We start from the raw sequence: 19,023 nt of genomic DNA on the forward strand, positions 1-19,023 counted from the left end.
ACGGGAAGATCGTCACGCAACGTTCTGGCAACTCACTGGTAACCAACTCCCGAGCAGGTCACTACCCCATCTTGACGCAGTTGGACGACCGTTTTTGCCAAGTTCGCTCGCATTGGGGATCCACAGTCACTCTCAACACGCAAAAGAACCCTCTTATCGGGCTCCCCAATCAGCACATCGTGGGCTTAACTTATGTGCCATGACGTCCCCCCGTGCGACCTACGGCGGCGGTTACTACTCCGCGCCGTCCTTCCCGGACACCCCTATCTACGATTCTCTTGTCGCAGAGCGGGGCACCCCTCAGATCGCGCCGATCCGAGTGCCCTCGGCGTACGACACCGGCAACAGCTACCTGCCCGCGCTGCCTTCGGCCCTGCCGGCGCTGCCGCCGGGCCCCTCGCAGCACGCGCCGTCGTACGGCTATCCGCAGCCGATGGCGCAGCCGGTGCCGATGCAGCACGCTCCGGCCCCGTACATCCCGCAGCAGGCCGCGGCGCCCCGCGGCTACCCGGGGCCGCAGCAGCAGCCGCAGCGGCCGGTGGGTGGCGCCGGATACGAGGCGATGCGCCCCGCGGCGCCGAGGCCCGCGCCGTACGAGGACCCGTACAACCGCCCGTACCAGGGACGCGGATACTGATCCACCCGACAGCCCGTCAGGACCGGGTGGCAGGATGGCTGCTGTGTCGCAGCCCATCCACGCAGTCCTGCACGAGATCCATGTCCATCCGGTCAAGTCCCTCACGGGGTGTGCGCCGGGCTCGGCGGTGGTCGAGCCCTGGGGGCTGGCCGGAGACCGCCGGTGGATGGTCGTGGACGAACACGGGAAGGCCGTCACCCAACGCCAGCAGCCACGCCTGACGTTGGCGGGTGCGGAACCGCTGCCGGACGGTGGGATCAGGCTGTCCGCGCCCGGCAGCGCGGCCCTGACGGTCGCGGTGCCCGGACCGGTGGGGACCATCGGGGTGCAGCTCTTCCGGGACAGGGTCGAGGTCGTGCCCGCCGGTCCGGCGGCGGACACCTGGTTCAGCTCGTACCTCGGCGCTCCCGTACGGCTCGTGCATCTCGACGATCCGGCGCACCGGCGTCCGGTCGACCCGAGGTACGCACGGCCCGGTGAGACCGTCAGCCTGGCCGACGGCTATCCGCTGCTGCTGACCACCGTCTCCTCGCTCGATGCCCTGAACTCCCTCATCGCACAGGGGGAACTCCCCGAGGAGGGTCCGCTGCCGATGGACCGGTTCCGGCCAAGTGTCGTCGTGTCGGGCGTCCGGCCGTGGGCGGAGGACGGCTGGACCCGTATCGCGATCGGTGAGGTCACCTTCCGGGTGGCCAAACCCAGTGGCCGGTGTGTCGTGACCACCACCGACCAGCGGACGTCCGAGCGCGGCAGGGAACCGCTGCGCACGCTCGCGCGCCATCGCCGCGTGGACAACGATCTGCTGTTCGGCCAGAATCTCGTCCCCGAACGGACCGGCGTCCTGCACGTCGGTGATCCGGTGCACATCCTCGAATGAGTTCCCGCTTCCCAGGGAACTCACAGATACAGCAGGCGCGTTGGACGGAGGGGGACCGCCCTCCCGGCGCTCCACCCGTGCGCCTGCCGTGCCCAGTGGGGTGAGGGCGGATACGGAAGGGGGTGCGGGACCGTGCGGACCGCTTCCGGTGTGTGGCGTTGGCGGCACAATCCGCTGCGCCGTGGGACCGACCTCGCCGAGGCGTGGGTGGCGCTCGCCGCGGTGCTGCTGATCGCCGTCGTGAGCCCGGTGGTCGGGTGGCTGTGCGGTGCGCTCACCGACAGCGCGCTGCAGGACGCGGCGCAGGAGCAGCGCCGTCACCGGCACGCGACGACGGCCACGGTGGTGCGGGCGCTGGCCGACCGTTCGGTGGTCGCCAATCCCGACGGGGTGGCCGACGCGGTGCCCCGCGGCCGGGTCGCCGCCGTCTGGACCGGTGTGGACGGCAGCAGGCACAGCGGGCCGCTCTCCACCTTCGACCGCGACGACCTCCCGGGCGCCCACCTGCGCATCTGGACGGACGACCGCGGACGGATCGTCAGCAGGCCCATGAAGGCGTCCACGGCGCGGGCCCACGCGGTCCTCGCCGGGACGGGCGCGGCTGCGGCGGCGGCCGGGCTCATCGTGCTCGGCCGGCGGTTCGTCGTATGGCGGCTCGTACGGGGACGGTACGTCAGGCTCGACCGCGCCTGGGCGAAAGCCGGTCCCGACTGGGGACGCACCGGCACAGGCAGCTGAGACCGGCTCCTCGCGTCAACTCCCGCGTCCCACGCGCGCTACGGTGGGGCCACATCCGTCGGGCACACGAGGTGGGGGCACAACACCGCCATGGCACAGGGCACGGTCCAGGTGACGTACACCGGAACATCGAGGTGGCGGCGCCGCACAGGCGAGTACGCCTCACTCTCCGCGGCCCTGGAGGCCGCAGGCGACGGCGATGTCCTCACCGTCGCGCCGGGCACGTACCGCGAGAATCTCGTCGTGCAGCACGGCGTCACCCTGCGCGGCAGTGAAGGTGCGGCCGGCTCGGTGCGGATCGCTCCCGCCGACGGGATCCCGCTCACCGTACGGGCGTCGGCGGTGGTCCAGGATCTCCAGATCGAGGGCCAGGACTCGTCGGCCCCCGCGCTGCTCGTCGAGGAGGGCACGCCGGAGCTGCTGGATCTGCGGATCGTCACCCGGTCCGCCGTCGGCATCGAGGTACGCGGAGCGGCGCGGCCCACCGTGCGCCGCTGCACCGTCGACAACCCGGCCGGGGTCGGGATCGGCGTACTCGACGGCGCCGGAGGGGTGTTCGAGGACTGCGAGGTCGTCGCGGCCGGGCAGTCGGGCATCTCGGTGCACGGCGGCGCGCATCCGCGGATCGAGCGGTGCCGGGTGCATCACGCGTCCGGGGCCGGGCTGAGCATCACCGGCGAGGGCAGCGGTCTGGAGGCGTTCGGCTGCGAGGTGTACGAGGTCAAGGGCACCGGTGTGCAGGTCGCCGCGCGGGCGTCGGCGCACCTCACCGACTGCACGGTGCACCGCACTTCGGCCGACGGGGTCACGCTGGACACCGATGCGGTGCTGACGCTGTCCGACTGCGACATCCATGACATTCCGGAGAACGCGGTCGATCTGCGGTCCCGTTCGGTGCTGACCCTGACGCGTTCGACCGTCCGGCGCTTCGGACGCAACGGCCTGTCCGTCTGGGACCCGGGCACCCGGGTGGACGCCAACCAGTGTGAGATCCATGACAGTACGGGCGACTACCCGGCCGTCTGGGTCAGCGACGGTGCGACGGTCGTGCTGGACTCCTGCCGGGTGCACGACGTGCCCGACGCGATCTTCGTGCTCGACCGCGGCTCACGTGCCGATGTCGTCGACAGCGACCTCTCCCAGGTCCGCAACACGGCCGTGTCGGTGAGCGACGGCGCCACCGCGCAGCTCGACGACTGCCGTATCAGGGAGGCCGCGACCGGCGCCTGGTTCCGCGACCACGGAAGTGGCGGCACGCTCAGCGGCTGCACCATAGACGCCGCGCAGACCGGGGTCATCGTCACCAAGGGCGCCGACCCGCGGATCGAGCGGTGCACGGTCACCACGCCCGCCGAGGCCGGTTTCTACGTCTCGGCCGAGGGCCGCGGCACCTTCCACAACTGCCGGGTGACCGGCAGCGGCGGGTACGGGTTCCACGTCATAGACGGCTGCCGCACCACCCTGACCCGCTGCCGGACCGAGCGGTGCGCGCGCGGTGGCTACGAGTTCGCCGACGGCGCCCACGGCGACGGCGGCGCGGGCGGTCCGGTCGTGGAGGACTGCACCAGTGACGAGAGCGGTCTGCTGACGGAGCCGCCGGAGACTCCTGCCGTGGCGACCGCGACCCAGACCGCCGGGCTGCTCGGCGCGGTCCCCGCCCAGCGCCCCACCGGGACACCCGCCGTCCCGGCCGCCCCGGCCGTCACCGAGCCCATACGGTCGTCGGAGGACGTCCTCGGTGAACTCGACACCCTGGTGGGCCTGGAGAGCGTCAAGCGGGAGGTGCGCGCCCTCACGGACATGATCGAGATCGGCCGCCGCCGTCGCGAGGCGGGGCTCAAGGCGGCCTCGGCCCGCCGCCATCTGGTCTTCACCGGCTCCCCCGGCACGGGAAAGACGACGGTGGCCCGGCTGTACGGCGAGATCCTGGCCTCGCTGGGAGTGCTGGAGCGCGGACACCTCGTCGAGGTCTCCCGTGTCGACCTGGTGGGCGAGCACATCGGTTCGACGGCCATCCGTACCCAGGAGGCGTTCGACCGGGCGCGCGGCGGCGTGCTGTTCATCGATGAGGCGTACGCCCTCTCCCCCGAGGATTCCGGCCGGGACTTCGGCAAGGAAGCCATCGACACCCTGGTGAAGCTGATGGAGGACCACCGCGACGCCGTGGTGGTGATCGTCGCCGGGTACACCTTGGAGATGGAGCGCTTCCTCGGCGTCAACCCCGGTGTCGCTTCCCGTTTCTCACGGACCATCACCTTCGGCGACTACGAGCCGGCGGAACTGCTGCGGATCGTGGAACAGCAGGCCGAGGAGCACGAGTACCGGCTCGGCGACGGCACGCCGGACGCGCTGCTGAAGTACTTCACCGAGTTGCCGAAGGGCCCGGCGTTCGGCAACGGCCGTACCGCCCGCCAGACTTTCGAGTCGATGGTGGAGCGGCACGCCGGCCGGGTCGCGCAGTTCTCCGAGATGTCGACCGACGATCTCAGTCTGCTGTTCGCCGAGGATCTGCCGGAACTTCCCTGACCCGGCTGTCCGTCGTCCGCTGCGGTGCCTGTCGTGGCACCGCGGCGGCGAGCCGGGTCAGCAGCCCCGCACGCTCCTCGGCGAAGGCGGGGTCGGCCTGGTAGTCGGAGTGCCCCAGCACCGCCTCGGGCAGCGGGTGCCGGCGCGTTCGGCCGTACGCCGACGGGTCGAGCAGCGGCCCCCGGTCCACGTCACCGGCGGGGATCACCCAGCCGCCGATCGGGTCGGTCAGGCGCCACAGATTGCGCCAGCAGCGCACCTCCTGGTGGAGGCCGGACAGACAGTCGGGGCCGAAGTACGCCGGGAACCACCGGCCGTACAGCCGCTCCAGCGGGGATCCGTAGGTGAGGAGGGCGACTCTGCGCCGGGTGCGGGCGGGAAGTTGCCAGACCGCTGCCGCCGCCAGCACGCTGCCCTGGGAGTGCCCGGAGATCACCAGCCTGCCCCCGGTGAGGTCGGTCCATGTGAACATCCGCCAGGTCAGGTCGGGGACGGCTCGCTCGGCGTAGCAGGGCGGCGCGAACGGGTGGGCCGCGCGCGGCCAGAAGGTGCCCACGTCCCAGAGGATGCCGACGCTGCGCCGGGCCGAGGCGTCGCGGTAGGCGCGCCTGCCCCAGGTGACGAACAGTATGAAGCCGAGGCCGATCAGCCAGGAGCCGAGCGCCTGCACCGCCTGGGCGGCGGACGCGATGAAGCCCGGTGCCACCTGGGCCGCGCGGCCCGGTACTTCTTCGCTGAACCAGGAGCCGAGCAGCGCGCCGGCCCCGAGCAGCAGGGTGGCGGCCGACACGGCGCCGAGGAACGGCGGCGCCGCGTCGGTGAGTTGGGCGCGGGCCCGGACTCCGGCGATCTGCCTGGTGCGGACGGTGTCGGCCCTCTCCCCCGGGTAGTCGGCCATGAGGGTCCGGGCGATGCGGCGTCGGCGGCGTACCGTGCGGGCCGCGTAGTAGGCGGCCGGGAGCAGCAGGACGAGCAGCAGCACCGGGATCACCGAGGCCTGCCAGCTGAGCAGGACCGGCGGCCCGGTGATGGCGCTCTTCCGGCCCATGCCGGGGGTGCCGGACCCGTCGAGCCAGTCGGCCACCCGCTGGGCGACACCGCCGGTCATCACCCCGCCCAGCGCGCAGGCCAGCAGGGCGACGGCCGGACCGCCGAGGCCGCGCAGCGCGGTACGGCCGTGGGGCGCCCTGCGGTACAGCGCCAGGGCCACGACGGCGAGCACGACGACGAGGCCCAGCTGGGACAGCGTGATGATGCCGAACGTACGGTCGCCGGGCAGGGTGCCGTGCGACTCCCAGCCGGGCCGGGACCAGGCCGCGTACACGGCGGACAGGGCGAGCAGGACCAGTGCGGCGCCCGGAAGGAGGGTGACGACGGCCTGGTCCAGGTCGTCGTCGAGGCGGGTCTCGGTACGGCCCCTGCGGCAGACGACCCAGAGGACAACTCCCCCGGCCACCAGCAGCGTTGCCTCCAGGAGCCAGCCGATGGCCTCCAGGAGCGTCCCCGAGGCACGGCGGTCGAAGGTGGCGGTGGCGACGGTGAGCGCCGCGGCCACGGTCAGGAACCCGGCGGCGGTGTGGGCGGCGCGCAGCCGGGCGACGAGGCGGCGTCCGTACCAGAATCCGGGCCTGCCGAGCGCCGGGCGGGCGGACGGCTCGGCGTCCTCCGGGTCGGTGTGGAACTCCTCCCCCAGCGGCTGCTGGGACTCGTACGCGCTCCAGGTGCGGTTGGAGAGGTACCAGAGCAGCGTGGTGAGGCCGCTGGGCACCAGCGCGGCGGCGGCCAGCCTGCGGCCGGGCTGTGCCCACCAATCGCCGCGTGCGGCCGAGAGGAAGCCGAGCCACGACTTGCCGTCGGAGCAGGCGGGCGAGCCCGCGCACTGCCAGGCCGTCAGGTCCAGTGCCACCTCGCAGGCCGCGGCGACCAGCAGCACGGTGAGGCTGAGGGCGACGAGCCGCACCAGCACTCCGTACAGGCGGGCGGTCCGGCGCGCTCCGTGGGCGGAAGGCAGCATCCAGTGGGCGAGGTTGACCACCATGAACGGGAGCAGCAGCAGCCACAGGGCGCGGGCGCTGTTGCCCGAGGTGAGGTTGGACCAGACGTACGCCTCGGGGACCGGGCCGTCCTGGTACCGCTCCGGGTGGGATTCGGCGTCGACGTCCTCGGTGCGGCGGTAGACGGCGGCCGTCTCGTCGCCGCTGACGCGGACCGGGCACGAGTCGCCGAGCATCTCCTGCGGGGTGGCCCCGCCGACGCCGTGGACGAGAAGTTCGAGGGCGGGTTCGCCGCTCGGGCGGGAAGGCGGGGCTGGTGACACTGCGGTGGCTCGCTCTCGTGGTGGGGACGCTCGACGGCGCGGTGTCCGGAATCCCGGACGCCGGCCGCGCGGCTCTCACTGAATCTCCCCGTGGACCGGGCCCGGCAACCGGTGGGGCACTCCGGAACTCTGCGTGCGAGGATGAGGGATCCTCGGCGATCAGGCGGGCCGGGGCCGTGTCGTGATGCGGAAGGATCGGAGACTGCGGTGAGCGACAACCAGAATTTGCTCGCGGAGCAGCGTCGCGCTCTGATCCTCGACGAGGTCCGGCGGCGGGGCGGCGTCCGTGTCAACGAACTCACCCGCAAGCTCAAGGTCTCGGACATGACGGTCCGCCGGGACCTCGACGCGCTGGCGCGTCAGGGTGTCATCGAGAAGGTGCACGGCGGCGCCGTGCCGGTGGTCGAGGCGTCGACGCACGAGCCGGGGTTCGAGGCCAAGTCCGGGCTGGAACTCAGCGCCAAGGAGGACATCGCGCGGGCCGCCGCAGCGATGGCCGTACCGGGCAGCGCCATCGCCCTGTCCGGCGGGACCACGACCTACGCCCTCGCCCACCAGTTGCTGGACGTGCCGGACCTGACGGTGGTGACCAATTCCGTACGGGTCGCCGATGTCTTCCACTCGGCGCACCGGGTGACCGCCGGGAGCGGGCCGCGTCCGGGGGCGGCGACCGTGGTGCTCACCGGCGGCGTGCGTACGCCGTCGGACTCCCTGGTCGGTCCGGTGGCCGACCAGGCGATCCGTTCGCTGCACTTCGATGTGCTGTTCCTGGGGGTGCACGGGATATCGGCCGAGGCCGGGCTGTCCACGCCGAACCTGGCGGAGGCGGAGACGAACCGCCGGTTCGTCCGGTCCGCGCGCCGGGTGGTGGTGGTCGCCGACCACACCAAGTGGGGCACGGTGGGGCTGAGTTCCTTCGCGACACTGGAGGACGTGGACGCGTTCGTCACCGACGCCGGGCTGTCCGCGGAGGCCCGCGAGGAGATCGCCGAGTGCCTGCCGCGGCTGGTCGTCGCGGGCGAGGGCGGCCAGGACCTGTCCTGAGGTCTTCCGCCCGCCCTCGTACTCACCCGGTGCCGCGCGTCACCGCGGGGCTGCGGTGCCGTTGCTCCACGGTGGCCGGACCGACGGTCCTGAGCCGCCTCCGCCGTGGAACCTGCCCGGGTTCCGGATGCGCCCAGCCGGCCTGCTGGAGAGCGCCCCGCTGCCTCAGGTGGTCACTCACGACCCCAACGGGTGTGAGATAGCGCGGGGTTCGGGCGCCCGGGTCGGCGGGGCAGACAGCTGACAGGCCGTCAGCTATGGTGTGCGGGCCCGTACGCCCCAGACTCCCCAGGAGGTGCGGCCCGATGGCTCACCGACTCCGCCCCGTCGGCCTCGACTTCATAGAGTCCGCCCCCCTGCGCCTGGTCTACGCCGCCGGGGTCGCCGCCGACGCCGAGGCCGTCTACGGTGCGCTCGCCGAGGACCTGGAGGCCATGCCCACCTGGTTCAGCGCCGTTACCCAGGCCCGCCACACCGAGGGCGGCCGTTCGGTACGGCTCAAGGGCGGCGTCCGCATGGACGAATCGATCCTGGCGGCGGAGCCTTCGATCCGGTACGCCTACCGGGTCGACGAGACCAACGCTCCTGGCCTGCGGGCCCTGTTGGAGGAGTGGCGGCTGACCACCACCGAATCGGGGACCCGGGTCCAGTGGACCTTCGCGGCCGACGGCCCCGCCCCCCTGCTCGCCGGGATGCGGCTGGGCCGGGCCGGAATGGGGCGGGCCTTCCGCCAGGCCGTGCAGAAGCTGGACGAACGGCTCGCCACGGCCCCCGCGTAGTACCGCGCCGGACCCGAACCCGCCGGTCGTGGCGCCGCGTTCAGGCAATCCCGGTCACTCGGTCCAGTCGCCGGTGGCCAGGAACCGTTCGATCACCTCGGTGCAGGGCGCGATGTCGATCCCTTGTACGGCGAGCCAGCTGTCGGAGTAGTACTTGTCGAGATAGCGGTCGCCCGGGTCGCAGAGCAGCGTCACCACGCTGCCGGTGCGCCCCTCTGCCACCATCTCGGCGACGATCTTCAGCGCGCTCCACAGTCCCGTACCGGTGGATCCCCCCGCCTTGCGCCCGATGACCCGGTCGAGGGCGCGGATCGCGGCGACGCTGGCCGCGTCCGGCACCTTCATCATCCGGTCGATGGCGCCCGGCACGAAGCTCGGCTCCATCCGGGGCCTGCCGATGCCCTCGATCCGGGACCCGCAGTCGCTGGTCGCGAGGGGGTCGTTCCGGGTCCAGCCGTCGAAGAAACAGGAGTTCTCCGGGTCCGGGACACAGATCCGGGTGTCGTGCTGCATGTAGTGCACATAGCGCGCGATGGTCGCCGATGTGCCGCCGGTCCCCGCGGTGGCGACGATCCAGGCGGGCTCGGGGTACCGCTCCAGTTTCAGCTGCTGGTAGATCGACTCGGCGATGTTGTTGTTACCGCGCCAGTCGGTGGCCCGTTCCGCGTACGTGAACTGGTCGATGTAGTGACCGCCGGTCGAGGCCGCGAGCGCGGCGGCCTCCTCGTACATCCTCCGGGAGTCGTCCAGGAAGTGGCACCGGCCGCCGTGGAATTCGATCAGCCGGCACTTCTCCGGGCTGGTGGTGCGCGGCATGACGGCGATGAACGGGACGCCGATGAGCTTGGAGAAGTACGCCTCGGAGACCGCCGTGGAGCCGCTGGACGCCTCGATCACCGGCTTGCCGGGCCGGATCCAGCCGTTGCACAGCCCGTAGAGGAAGAGCGAGCGGGCGAGCCGGTGCTTGAGGCTGCCCGTCGGGTGGGTGGACTCGTCCTTGAGGTAGAGGTCGATGCCCCACTCCTCGGGGAGCGGAAAGCGCAGCAGATGGGTGTCGGCGGAACGGTTCGCGTCGGCCTGCACCTTGCGCACCGCCTCCTTCAGCCAGGCCCGGTACTCCGGGTCGCTGCGATCGACATCGACGGTCACTGCGGCCCCGGCGTCCGGATCCCGCTCACTCGTGCTCACGCGCCCTGCTCCTCGCTGTTCTGAACTCCGGCCCCCGGTCGTAACCATAGGCACCCCACCTGCACAAACGTTCACTTTGACCGTCCATAGGGCTGACTTGTGGGGCGCCGCCCAGGAAAGGCACATGCCAATGCCGCCCGGCGGCCGTTGCGGACTGGTGCGAGGGCCCGCCGCCCGGCACACTTCCCGGAGGGGATCAATTCGAAGAGGGCGGGGCGAGCCATGTCAGAGGCCGAATTCACTGCGACGGGTGTACGGATCGAGCGATGGACCCGCTCCCTCACCCGGGCGGGACAAGTACTGATCAAGGACGGCAGGCTTGCCCTGCTGACCAGCAACGGACGCGAGATCGACAGCGCCCCGCTCGGCGCGGTCAGCGCCGGACGGCCGTGGTTCGCCAGGGTCGGCCGCATGGTGGCGACCGTCAACGGCACCCGGTACCGGCTGACGATGGGGCAGCGGAACATGCCGCTCGACAGCTCGAAGGCCGCCGCCCGCTTCCTGGACGCCGTACGCGGGAGCCGCCGCTGACCGGAACGCGAGTTGCGAAGCCGCACCCCCTGGGCGACCCTGGACTCACATCACTAACGGTTCACCGGCGGTCACGCTGAGAACAGCCCCCCGCCGGACCACTTCGTCTTCTTCCGGACCTATTTCGGGGAGTCGCAGCCGTGATCAGCCAGCCAACCAGGCATTGCACAGTAGAACTTCAGGCCCTGCCGTCCCGCATCGGACAGGTCCGCAGAATTGTGTCGGCGCAACTGCGCTACTGGCATCTCGATCCGCTGATCGACCAAGCAGCGCTGGGCGTCACCGAGTTGCTCACCAATGTCCACCGCCATGCCGAACCGGACAAGTTGTGCACGGTCGAGATGGATCTGCTGCTCGACCGGCTCACCGTGTCGGTCCACGACCACGATCCCCGGATGCCCACGGTGCGCGACGCCGACCAGTTCGCCACCTGCGGACGCGGCCTCTCGATGATCGCCGCGGTCAGTGAGTGCTGGGGCGTACGGCCGCAGGGGGCGACCGGGAAGATCGTGTGGTTCACGCTTCCCGCGCCGTCCTCGGCCGCGGCCCTGGACTGCGAACTGCTCTACGGGGCAACGACCCCCGGCCCTTTCGCCGAACCGCATCCGGCCACCCGGCCGGTGCTGGTCAGCTGACCGGACGGCGCCCCGGGGGCGTCACGGCGGCAGGGCGCCCCCGCCGCGCGTGCGCCGGGGGCGTCCTGCCGTCGTGACGGGAGGGTCAGGCGGGCCCGCTCCTGGACGGCGGACCGAACTGCTCGTCCAGCACGGACAGCCTGCGCCAGTACTCGTCCTCATCGATCTCACCGGTCGCGAACCTGCGTCCGAGGATCTCGATCGGCGACTGCTCGCCGTGCCCGGTGCGCGGCCGGCCGGGCCCCTGCCACGGGCCGCGCCGGCCCCGCCACACGGTGCGGCGCAGCACCGTGACGACCGTGATGACGACGGCTGCCCAGAAGAACGGGAAGAACAGGATCCACGGTCCGGGTCCCGCGAACGCCAGGGTGTTCATATCGGTTCAGCTCCTCGGTGGGAATGGCCCTTTCCGATATCGAGCCTCCCTCCGCGAGGGGGCCGCGGGCGTCGTACGGCCAGCGGCTCCGGGACTACCCCAGCGGGAGTACGCGGCGACGGTGCGGCTGCTCCCGACGCGGCTTCGGTGCGCGGCTCCGCCTGCGGGCGTCCCGTCCGTGGCTTCCCTGCGCGGGTCTTCCCTGCGCGGCCCCCTCGTCTGCCCTGCGCGACCCCCTCGTGCGACTCCTTCGCACGGCTCCCTCGCGCGGCTCCTCAGCCGATGACGGACAGCGGGTCGTCGAGCACCGGCTGCCAGGCCAACTCGGCTGCTCCCACCAGGCTGTTGTGGTCCAGGGTGCAGGGCAGGATCGGTACCCCGCCGCTGCGCCCCCACAGGCTGCGGTCGGCGACCACCGCGCGCAGCCGCTCCGGGTCGGCGTCGAGCAGTTCGCGGTGCAGGCCGCCGAGGATGATGCGGTCCGGGTTGAGGATGTTGACCAGCCCGGCGAGACCGAGACCGAGGCGGTCGACCACCTCCTGGGCGGCGATCCGGACACCGGGATCGCCGTACTCCGTACGGAGAATGTCCCGGGACTGCTGGAGGAGCGAGACCTCGGGGCCCGGCGTGCGTCCGGCGGCGGTCAGGAAGGCCAGCGGGTCGGTCTCGACGTCGAGACAGCCCCGGCTCCCGCAGTAGCAGGGGCGGCCCTCGGGGTTGACGGTGACATGGCCGACCTCCAGGGCCAGGCCCGAACTCCCGGTGTGCAGACGGCCGTCGAGGACCAGCGCCCCGCCCACGCCGCGGTGGCCGGTCGCCACGCAGAGCAGGTGCTGGGCGCCGCGGCCCGCTCCGTGACGGTGTTCGGCAAGGGCTGCGAGGTTGACATCGTTGCCGGTGAAGGCGGGGCCCGCGATGCCCGCGGCGCGTACCCGGTCGGCGAAGATGTCGCGGACCGGCGCACCCGCGGGCCAGGCGAGATGCAGCGGGTTGAGGGCGGTCCCTTCCGGTTCGGCGACGGCCGACGGCACGGCGAGTCCCGCGCCGACACAGCGCAGACCGCTGTCGCGCAGCAGCGCGGCCCCCGCGTCGACCACGGCGCCGAGCACTTGGGCGGGGTCGGCGGAGACGGTGACGCAGCCGGGCGAGGTCATCACGGTCCGGCCGCCGAGCCCGACGAGTGCGGCGCGAAATCCGTCGGCGTGCACCTGGGCCGCGAGGACGACGGGGCCGTTGCCGTTGACCGACAGCCGGTGCGACGGCCGCCCCTGGGATCCGGCCGCGGCGCCGGGCCGGGAGTCGACCTGGATGAGTCCGAGCGCTTCGAGTTCCGCGGCGACCGCGCCCGCGGTGGCGCGGGTGACGCCCAGCTCCGCCGTGAGGACGGCGCGGGTGGGCGCGCGGCCCGTGTGGACCAGTTCCAGCGCCGGTCCCAGCGCGCTGCGGCCACGTTCCAGCTTCGTCCGGTGGGTCGTCACCTTGCCGTTCATGGGGGCGAGTCTCCCATGATCCCGGGCGGTGGCAGACGATCCGGTACCGCCCTTGTCCCCGGCCGCCACTGCCCCTATCCTTCTTTTGTGCCGAATCTAAACAAAGTACGAACGGCCTTCTCGGGGGGACCCGGCGAAAACAGCGCCGCACCCTCGTTGCTCCGTCTCCGCGCCACCATCACCGTGTTCTTCGCCCTCGACGGCTTCCTCTTCGCCGGCTGGGTGGTCCGCATCCCCGCGATCAAGTCGCAGACCGGTGCGTCGTCGAGCGCCCTCGGCCTCGCGCTGCTGGGTGTGTCCGTCGGGGCCGTGATCACGATGATGCTCACCGGACGGCTCTGCCGGCGCTTCGGCAATCACGTGGTCACCGTGGTCTGCGGAGTGCTCCTCTCGCTGAGCATCGCGCTGCCGCCGCAGACGCATTCGGCCCTCACCCTGGGTCTGGTCCTGCTGGTCTTCGGCGCCGGGTACGGCGGCGTCAACGTCGCGATGAACAGCGCGGCCGTCGACCTGGTGGCCGCGCTCCGCCGCCCCGTGATGCCGAGTTTCCACGCCGCGTTCAGCCTCGGCGGCATGGTCGGAGCAGGCGTCGGCGGTCTGGTCGCGGGCCGCCTCTCCGCCGCCACCCATCTGCTGGGCCTGACCGTCGTCGGACTGCTGGTGACCGGTGTCGCCGGACGTGAACTGCTGCGCCACCGGGCCCCGGCGGCCGAGAACAGCACCCCTCGGAAGCCCGGAACACGGCGTCTCGACGCCCGCAGCCGCCGCCTGGTCCTCGTGTTCGGCACGATCGCGCTCTGCACCAGTTACGGCGAGGGCTCCATGGCCGACTGGAGCGCACTGCACCTCAAGCAGGACCTGCACACGCACCCGGGTGTCGCAGCCGCCGCCTACTCGCTCTTCGCGCTGGCCATGACTCTCGGCCGGCTCACCGGCACCGCACTCCTCGAACGCCTGGGCCAGACGCGCGTCCTGGTCGGGGGCGCGACCCTCGCCGCGGCCGGAATGCTGCTGGGGTCCCTCGCGCCCACCACCTGGCTCGCGCTGATCGGCTTCGTGATGGCGGGGCTCGGCCTGGCCAACAGCTTCCCCGTGGCGATGGCCCGCGCGGGCGCGCTCGCCGGCCCCGGCGGCGTCGCCACCGCGTCCACCCTGGGTTACGGAGGCATGCTCCTGGGACCGCCCGTGATCGGCTTCCTCGCGGACGCGCTGACCCTGCCCGTCGCCCTCACCACGATGGCGCTGCTGGCCGCGACCGCCGCGCTCATCGGGTACGCCACGCGCAACGCGTCGTCGGCCACGACGTCCGCGCCCGGCACCCCGTCCGTCGATTCCGCCGCACCCACCACCTGACCGCTGCCACAATCCCCGTATGGGAGCACCTGTGAAGCATCTGAGAACCGCCGAGTTCATCGACGCCCTGGACCAGGAGGGCCGTCGGCTCGCCGAGGCCGCCGCGCAGGCGGGCCCCGGGGCCGACGTGCCGACCTGTCCGGACTGGCAGGTACGGGACCTGCTGGCGCACACCGGCCGGACCCACCGCTGGTCGACGGCGTACGTGGTGGAGGGCCTCTCGCAGTACCAGCCCCCCGCGGACGCCCCGCCCGGCCTGGACGGGACCGCGCTGGTGGACTGGTTCAGGGACGGACACCGGACGCTGGTCGCCGCGTTGCGCGCAGCGCCGGACGACCTGAAGTCCTGGACCATCCTGCCCGCGGACTCCCCGCTCACGTTCTGGGCGCGGCGGCAGGCGCACGAGACGGCGGTGCACCGGATGGACGCCGAATCGGCGCTGGGCACCGAGATCACCGCGTCCGAGCCGGAGTTCGCCGCGGACGGTGTCGACGAACTGCTCCGCGGGCTCCAGTCGATGCCCAGGAGCCGGATGCGTACGGACGTACCGAAGACCCTCCGGGTCCGGGCGACCGACACCGGTGACGTGTGGACGGTCCGGCTGTCCGACGGGCCGCCGCAGGCCGACACCACCGATACCGACGTCGCCGACGTCGAGTTGAGCGCGACCGCCACGCTGCTCTACGCGACGCTGTGGAACCGCCTGCCGCTCACCGCCGTGTCCGTCACGGGCGACGCGGCGCTCGCGCGGCTCTGGCGGGAGACGGCCGGGATCTGATCGCGGCAGCCGCCGTCATCGGGCCGTCCGGCCGCGTACCCCGGGAAACCGCCCCGGGCCGGGCGCGGCGTGTGAGACTTGCCGTATGGGCACAAGGTCTCGGTCCGAGCGCGATGCCATCACCGTCGAGATCGGTTACGCACTGGTCACTGCGGGCTTCGTGGCAGCTGCCACCTTCGTCGGGGTCGTCTGCCCGCTCTTCTTCCTCGACGTGCCGTCCGGCGTCGCGCATGTCCTGTTCGTGGCGGCGGCCTCGGCGGCCACCGTCGCGTTCCTCGCCCGCGTCGTCCATGTCCTGTGGCGCTTCCGCGGTGTCGCTCAGCCCAGCCAACCGGGCCGGACCAAGCCCGACTCGTAGGCCAGCACGACCAGTTGGGCGCGGTCCCGGGCGCCGAGTTTCACCATGGCCCGGCTGACGTGCGTCTTGGCGGTCAGCGGGCTGACGACGAGCCTGCGGGCGATCTCGTCGTTGGAGAGCCCGATGCCGACCAGGGCCATCACCTCCCTCTCCCGGTCGGTGAGTCCGCCGAGGTCGGAGAGAGCCGCCGGTTCCTTGGAACGGGCGGCGAACTCCGCGATGAGTCTGCGTGTCACCCCCGGCGAGAGCAGCGCGTCGCCGTCGACCACCGCCCGTACCGCGCGCAGCAGTTCCTCCGGCTCGGTGTCCTTGACCAGGAACCCGGACGCGCCGGAGCGGATCGCCTCGAAGACGTACTCGTCGAGCTCGAAAGTGGTGAGCATGACCACCTTGACCCCGTCGAGGTCCTGGTCGTCGGTGATCTTCCGGGTGGCGGCCAGACCGTCCAGCACGGGCATCCGGATGTCCATCAGCACGATGTCGGGGCGCAGTTCGCGCACCAGTTGCAGCGCCTGGGCGCCGTCGGCGGCCTCACCGGCCACCTCGATGTCCGGCTGGGCCCCGAGCAGCGCCCGGAATCCGGCTCTGACGAGGGACTGGTCGTCGGCGAGCAGTACGCGGATCACGGGGACTCCTTCGGTGCGGCGGCGGGACCGGCGGCCTGTTCGGACGACTGTTCCGGTGACGGCGACGGCGACGGCGACGGCGACGAGGATGGCGTGGCCGACCGTCGGCCGGCGGAGAGCGGGATGAAGGCCTCGACCCGGAAGCCGCCTCCGGGGCGTGGGCCCGCGTCGATCGTGCCGCCCAGGGCCGCTGCCCGCTCGCGCATGCCCACCAGGCCGTTGCCGCTGCCGCCCGCTTCGCCGTGACTGGCGGGACCTTCGTCGTCGATGCGCAGCGCGAGCCGCTCCGGGGCATAGGTGAGCGTGATGTGGGCGGTACGGGACTCGGAGTGGCGGACGACATTGGTCAGGGCCTCCTGCAGGATCCGGAAGGCTGCGAGGTCCGCGCCGGGCGGGAGTTCCCTGCGTGCCCCTTCCGTCGTGGTCCCCACCGTCAGACCGGCGGCCGAAGCCTGCTCGACGACTTCGGAGAGCCGGGCGAGTCCGGGCGCGGGCGCCCGGGGCGCGGCGCCCGGGGCGCGCAGCGTGTCCAGTACCTGCCGGACCTCGCCCAGGGCTTCCTTGCTCGCGGCCTTGATCGTGGTCAGGGCGGTGCGCGCCTGCTCGGGGTCCGAGTCCAGGAGCGCGAGCCCGACCCCTGCCTGCACATTGATGACGGAGATGCTGTGGGCCAGCACGTCGTGGAGTTCCCTGGCGATCCGGAGCCGTTCCTCGTCGGTGCGGCGCTTCTCGGCGGCCCGGCGCTCGGCCCGCTCGCGGGCCCACTGCTCACGCCGTACCCGAACCAGCTCCGCTGCGGCGAGCACGGCCACCACCCAGGCGGTGACGACCAGTTCCTGCCCCCAGGGCGCGGCATGGTCACCGGCCGGCGGAAGCCAACGGTAGAACCAGTGGACGGTCAGCACATGCCCCGCCCAGAGCATGCCGATGGCCGACCAGGCGGCGTAGCGGTGGCCGGACACCACGGCGGAGAAGCAGGCGACGGCGACCGTGACGAAGACCGGTCCGTACGGGTATCCCGCGCCGAGGTAGATCATCGTGGTGGCGGCGGTACCGAAGGCGACGAGTACGGGGTGCTTGATCCGCAGCAGCAGGAGAGCCTGGCCGAGCAGCAGCAGGAGCCGGGCGTAGATGTCGAGCGGCACGCGGTGGCCGGCCTGCCCGTGCGCGGCGAAATTACTGCCCACCAGGACGATCACCGTGGTGACGAGCGTGGAGCGCCAGGGCAACCGGCCCTCGGACGGCGAGGCCCACGGTGGCTGCCACCGCCCCTGCCCGCCCTGTGCCCAGGGCGGGCCACCGCGTCCGCGTACGCGCTGCTCATCGGTGCCGGGCTGGTCCATGCGGGCAACGCTAGACCGAGGACCGCGCCGGAAGCGTCAGCCCGGCGTGGCGGTCAGGCCTACTCCCTGCGGAGTAGACCGACGGACTCCGCGAGGTTCCCGGCGGCGTGCGCGAAGAAGGTTTCGCGGTCCGTCACCACCTTGTGGAACTGGCCGAAGAGCTCGAAGGAAATGAGCCCGAAGAGCTGCGCCCAGGCCGCGGCGAGGGCCACGGCGACCGCGGGCGGGAGCTCCGGGGCGACATCCGCGGCGAGACGCCCGGCCTCCGGCCGCAGTGTTTCAGGCAGCGGGGGGAGGGCCAGTCCGCCGGTGCGGTTCGCGTCGAGGGTGACGGATATCAGGACCAGCGCGACCCTGGACGCGGGACCGACGGTCGCCTGCGGGGCCGCGTAGCCGGGGACCGGAGAGCCGTAGATCAGGGCGTACTCGTGGGGGTGGGCGAGCGCCCACCGGCGTACCGCCGCGCAGACCATGACCCATCGGTCGTGGTCGGTGGCCCGGCCCGCAGGGGCGAGGGCGGCTTCGGCGGCTTCCCCGATCGCGTCGTAGGCGTCGATGATCAGCGCGGTCAGCAGGTCGTCCCGGCTGGGGAAGTAGCGGTAGAGGCCGGAGGAGACCATGCCCAGCTCACGGGCCACCGCACGCAGGGAGAGTTTGGCCGCCCCCTGGTCGGCGAGCTGTCTGCGCGCCTCGTCCTTGATAGCTGCGGTGACCTCGACACGGGCCCGTTCCCTGGCTCCTCGGACAGCACTCATGGCAGCCAGTCTGCCAGATATCAGATCAGTGACCAACAACGTGAGCACTGCTCTTGCTTTAGATCACTGTTCCGATGCAGACTGGTCCCAGGAGAGAGAGCAGTGCTCACATTGTTCAGAGGGAGAAACCCATGACTGCCACCGCCCCCACCTACGTCAAGAAGCCCGGCTGGCTCACGGTCAACGTCTTCAACCGGGTGGTCGGCGGGCTGACCCGGCGCGGCATCAGCGTCCGGGGCTCACGCATCCTGGCGGTGCGCGGACGCAAGAGCGGCGAGTGGCGCCACACTCCGGTCAACCCGCTGACGCTGGACGGCGGACAGTATCTGATCGCCGCCCGCGGCCACGTCCAGTGGACGCACAACATGCGCGTGGCCGGAGGCGGCGAACTCGGGCTCGGCGGCAAGCAGCAGCCCTTCACCGCGGTCGAGGTGCCCGACGACGAGAAGCCCGAGATCCTGCGCGCCTATCTGAAGCGCTGGAAGGCGGAGGTCGGGACGTTCTTCGGCGGCGTCGGCCCCGAATCGACCACCGAGGAACTCCGGCGGATCGCCCCCGACCACCCCGTCTTCCGGATCACCGCGGCACACTGACCGACCGGCCGGACCGGCCAACCCGGCCAGTTGGCCGACCGGACGCGCGGTCGGCCGGGCACCCGGCTGACCGGACACC

18 protein-coding genes and 1 pseudogene are annotated in these 19,023 nt (G+C 72.0%); 12 read left to right on the forward strand and 7 right to left on the reverse strand.

What is annotated here, in order from left to right:
• Positions 1-199 precede the first annotated feature (199 nt).
• The 4 genes from NBY69_RS11040 to NBY69_RS11055 all read left to right on the forward strand — a co-directional run bounded on the left by NBY69_RS11040 (position 200) and on the right by NBY69_RS11055 (position 4,778).
• The gene (locus NBY69_RS11040; protein ID WP_250300502.1) at positions 200-637 is read left to right on the forward strand and encodes a DUF6643 family protein; all 438 of its coding nucleotides are present in this window, start codon (positions 200-202) and stop codon (positions 635-637) included.
• Positions 638-680: 43 nt separating this feature from the next.
• Positions 681-1,514, forward strand: a complete 834-nt coding sequence (locus NBY69_RS11045; RefSeq protein ID WP_250300504.1) for an MOSC domain-containing protein — start codon at positions 681-683, stop codon at positions 1,512-1,514.
• A gap of 132 nt (positions 1,515-1,646) precedes the next feature.
• Entirely contained in the window at positions 1,647-2,252 is a 606-nt protein-coding gene (locus NBY69_RS11050; protein ID WP_250300506.1) for a hypothetical protein, read from the forward strand.
• Between the two features lie 90 nt (positions 2,253-2,342).
• Positions 2,343-4,778, forward strand: a complete 2,436-nt coding sequence (locus tag NBY69_RS11055; RefSeq protein ID WP_250300508.1) for a right-handed parallel beta-helix repeat-containing protein — start codon at positions 2,343-2,345, stop codon at positions 4,776-4,778.
• Here NBY69_RS11055 and NBY69_RS11060 read toward each other — a convergent pair.
• Positions 4,751-7,095 (reverse strand): annotated as a pseudogene (locus NBY69_RS11060) (hypothetical protein); the annotation flags it as partial. The gene NBY69_RS11055 and the pseudogene NBY69_RS11060 overlap by 28 nt on opposite strands.
• Positions 7,096-7,302: 207 nt before the next feature.
• On the opposite strand from NBY69_RS11060, the gene NBY69_RS11065 reads away from it, so the two are divergent.
• Together NBY69_RS11065 and NBY69_RS11075 are read left to right on the forward strand one after the other, a co-directional pair.
• A complete protein-coding gene (locus NBY69_RS11065; RefSeq protein WP_250300510.1) occupies positions 7,303-8,139 on the forward strand; it encodes a DeoR/GlpR family DNA-binding transcription regulator in 837 nt (278 codons plus the stop codon).
• A 305-nt stretch (positions 8,140-8,444) separates the two neighbouring features.
• On the forward strand, positions 8,445-8,918 hold the full coding sequence (locus NBY69_RS11075) for an SRPBCC family protein (protein ID WP_250300512.1): 474 nt from the start codon (positions 8,445-8,447) through the stop codon (positions 8,916-8,918).
• Positions 8,919-8,972: 54 nt separating this feature from the next.
• Here the strand turns inward: NBY69_RS11075 and NBY69_RS11080 are convergent, their stop codons facing one another.
• Positions 8,973-10,106, reverse strand: a complete 1,134-nt coding sequence (locus tag NBY69_RS11080) for a PLP-dependent cysteine synthase family protein (protein WP_284347920.1) — start codon at positions 10,104-10,106, stop codon at positions 8,973-8,975.
• Between the two features lie 222 nt (positions 10,107-10,328).
• On the opposite strand from NBY69_RS11080, the gene NBY69_RS11085 reads away from it, so the two are divergent.
• Positions 10,329-10,637 (forward strand): hypothetical protein, encoded by a 309-nt coding sequence (locus NBY69_RS11085; protein WP_250300515.1) that lies wholly within the window; start codon positions 10,329-10,331, stop codon positions 10,635-10,637.
• A 140-nt stretch (positions 10,638-10,777) separates the two neighbouring features.
• The gene (locus NBY69_RS11090) at positions 10,778-11,272 is read left to right on the forward strand and encodes an ATP-binding protein (RefSeq protein ID WP_250300518.1); all 495 of its coding nucleotides are present in this window, start codon (positions 10,778-10,780) and stop codon (positions 11,270-11,272) included.
• Between the two features lie 85 nt (positions 11,273-11,357).
• On the opposite strand, the gene NBY69_RS11095 is transcribed toward NBY69_RS11090, so the two are convergent.
• The gene (locus NBY69_RS11095; RefSeq protein ID WP_250300520.1) at positions 11,358-11,648 is read right to left on the reverse strand and encodes an SHOCT domain-containing protein; all 291 of its coding nucleotides are present in this window, start codon (positions 11,646-11,648) and stop codon (positions 11,358-11,360) included.
• 275 nt (positions 11,649-11,923) lie between these two features.
• Positions 11,924-13,138 carry an ROK family protein gene (locus NBY69_RS11100; protein WP_250300522.1) on the reverse strand — a complete coding sequence of 405 codons (1,215 nt, stop codon included), beginning with the start codon at positions 13,136-13,138 and terminating at the stop codon, positions 11,924-11,926.
• Between the two features lie 87 nt (positions 13,139-13,225).
• Between NBY69_RS11100 and NBY69_RS11105 the strand changes: the two genes are divergently transcribed.
• The 3 genes from NBY69_RS11105 to NBY69_RS11115 all read left to right on the forward strand — a co-directional run bounded on the left by NBY69_RS11105 (position 13,226) and on the right by NBY69_RS11115 (position 15,627).
• A complete protein-coding gene (locus tag NBY69_RS11105) occupies positions 13,226-14,491 on the forward strand; it encodes an MFS transporter (protein ID WP_250300524.1) in 1,266 nt (421 codons plus the stop codon).
• Between the two features lie 40 nt (positions 14,492-14,531).
• Positions 14,532-15,269 (forward strand): maleylpyruvate isomerase family mycothiol-dependent enzyme, encoded by a 738-nt coding sequence (locus tag NBY69_RS11110; protein WP_250300861.1) that lies wholly within the window; start codon positions 14,532-14,534, stop codon positions 15,267-15,269.
• Positions 15,270-15,354: 85 nt separating this feature from the next.
• On the forward strand, positions 15,355-15,627 hold the full coding sequence (locus NBY69_RS11115; RefSeq protein WP_250300526.1) for a DUF6332 family protein: 273 nt from the start codon (positions 15,355-15,357) through the stop codon (positions 15,625-15,627).
• On the opposite strand, the gene NBY69_RS11120 is transcribed toward NBY69_RS11115, so the two are convergent.
• Genes NBY69_RS11120 through NBY69_RS11130 form a run of 3 tightly spaced genes read right to left on the reverse strand, consistent with a single transcriptional unit; the run spans position 15,588 to position 18,351 of the window.
• Positions 15,588-16,253, reverse strand: coding sequence for a response regulator transcription factor (locus NBY69_RS11120; protein WP_250300528.1), 666 nt, complete (start codon positions 16,251-16,253; stop codon positions 15,588-15,590). The genes NBY69_RS11115 and NBY69_RS11120 overlap by 40 nt on opposite strands.
• On the reverse strand, positions 16,250-17,596 hold the full coding sequence (locus tag NBY69_RS11125) for a sensor histidine kinase (RefSeq protein WP_250300530.1): 1,347 nt from the start codon (positions 17,594-17,596) through the stop codon (positions 16,250-16,252). The genes NBY69_RS11120 and NBY69_RS11125 overlap by 4 nt, the downstream gene beginning before the upstream one ends.
• Before the next feature lie 59 nt (positions 17,597-17,655).
• Positions 17,656-18,351, reverse strand: coding sequence for a TetR/AcrR family transcriptional regulator (locus NBY69_RS11130; protein WP_250300532.1), 696 nt, complete (start codon positions 18,349-18,351; stop codon positions 17,656-17,658).
• A 131-nt stretch (positions 18,352-18,482) separates the two neighbouring features.
• Between NBY69_RS11130 and NBY69_RS11135 the strand changes: the two genes are divergently transcribed.
• The gene (locus NBY69_RS11135) at positions 18,483-18,944 is read left to right on the forward strand and encodes a nitroreductase family deazaflavin-dependent oxidoreductase (RefSeq protein WP_250300534.1); all 462 of its coding nucleotides are present in this window, start codon (positions 18,483-18,485) and stop codon (positions 18,942-18,944) included.
• The last annotated feature ends 79 nt before the right edge of the window (positions 18,945-19,023 follow it).

The organism is Streptomyces sp. A 4/2 (assembly GCF_940670765.1).
In the GTDB taxonomy this organism is placed as follows: Bacteria; Actinomycetota; Actinomycetes; order Streptomycetales; family Streptomycetaceae; genus Streptomyces.

What these genes read in the sequence shown, in the direction of transcription:
- NBY69_RS11040 (WP_250300502.1), top strand. Translation starts at nt 200, where the DNA reads ATGACGTCCCCCCGTGCGACCTACGGCGGCGGTTACTACTCCGCGCCG.
- NBY69_RS11055 (WP_250300508.1), top strand. Translation starts at nt 2,343, where the DNA reads ATGGCACAGGGCACGGTCCAGGTGACGTACACCGGAACATCGAGGTGG.
- NBY69_RS11075 (WP_250300512.1), top strand. Translation starts at nt 8,445, where the DNA reads ATGGCTCACCGACTCCGCCCCGTCGGCCTCGACTTCATAGAGTCCGCC.
- NBY69_RS11085 (WP_250300515.1), top strand. Translation starts at nt 10,329, where the DNA reads ATGTCAGAGGCCGAATTCACTGCGACGGGTGTACGGATCGAGCGATGG.
- NBY69_RS11095 (WP_250300520.1), bottom strand. Translation starts at nt 11,648, where the DNA reads ATGAACACCCTGGCGTTCGCGGGACCCGGACCGTGGATCCTGTTCTTC.
- NBY69_RS11100 (WP_250300522.1), bottom strand. Translation starts at nt 13,138, where the DNA reads ATGAACGGCAAGGTGACGACCCACCGGACGAAGCTGGAACGTGGCCGC.
- NBY69_RS11115 (WP_250300526.1), top strand. Translation starts at nt 15,355, where the DNA reads ATGGGCACAAGGTCTCGGTCCGAGCGCGATGCCATCACCGTCGAGATC.
- NBY69_RS11125 (WP_250300530.1), bottom strand. Translation starts at nt 17,596, where the DNA reads ATGGACCAGCCCGGCACCGATGAGCAGCGCGTACGCGGACGCGGTGGC.
- NBY69_RS11130 (WP_250300532.1), bottom strand. Translation starts at nt 18,351, where the DNA reads ATGAGTGCTGTCCGAGGAGCCAGGGAACGGGCCCGTGTCGAGGTCACC.
- NBY69_RS11135 (WP_250300534.1), top strand. Translation starts at nt 18,483, where the DNA reads ATGACTGCCACCGCCCCCACCTACGTCAAGAAGCCCGGCTGGCTCACG.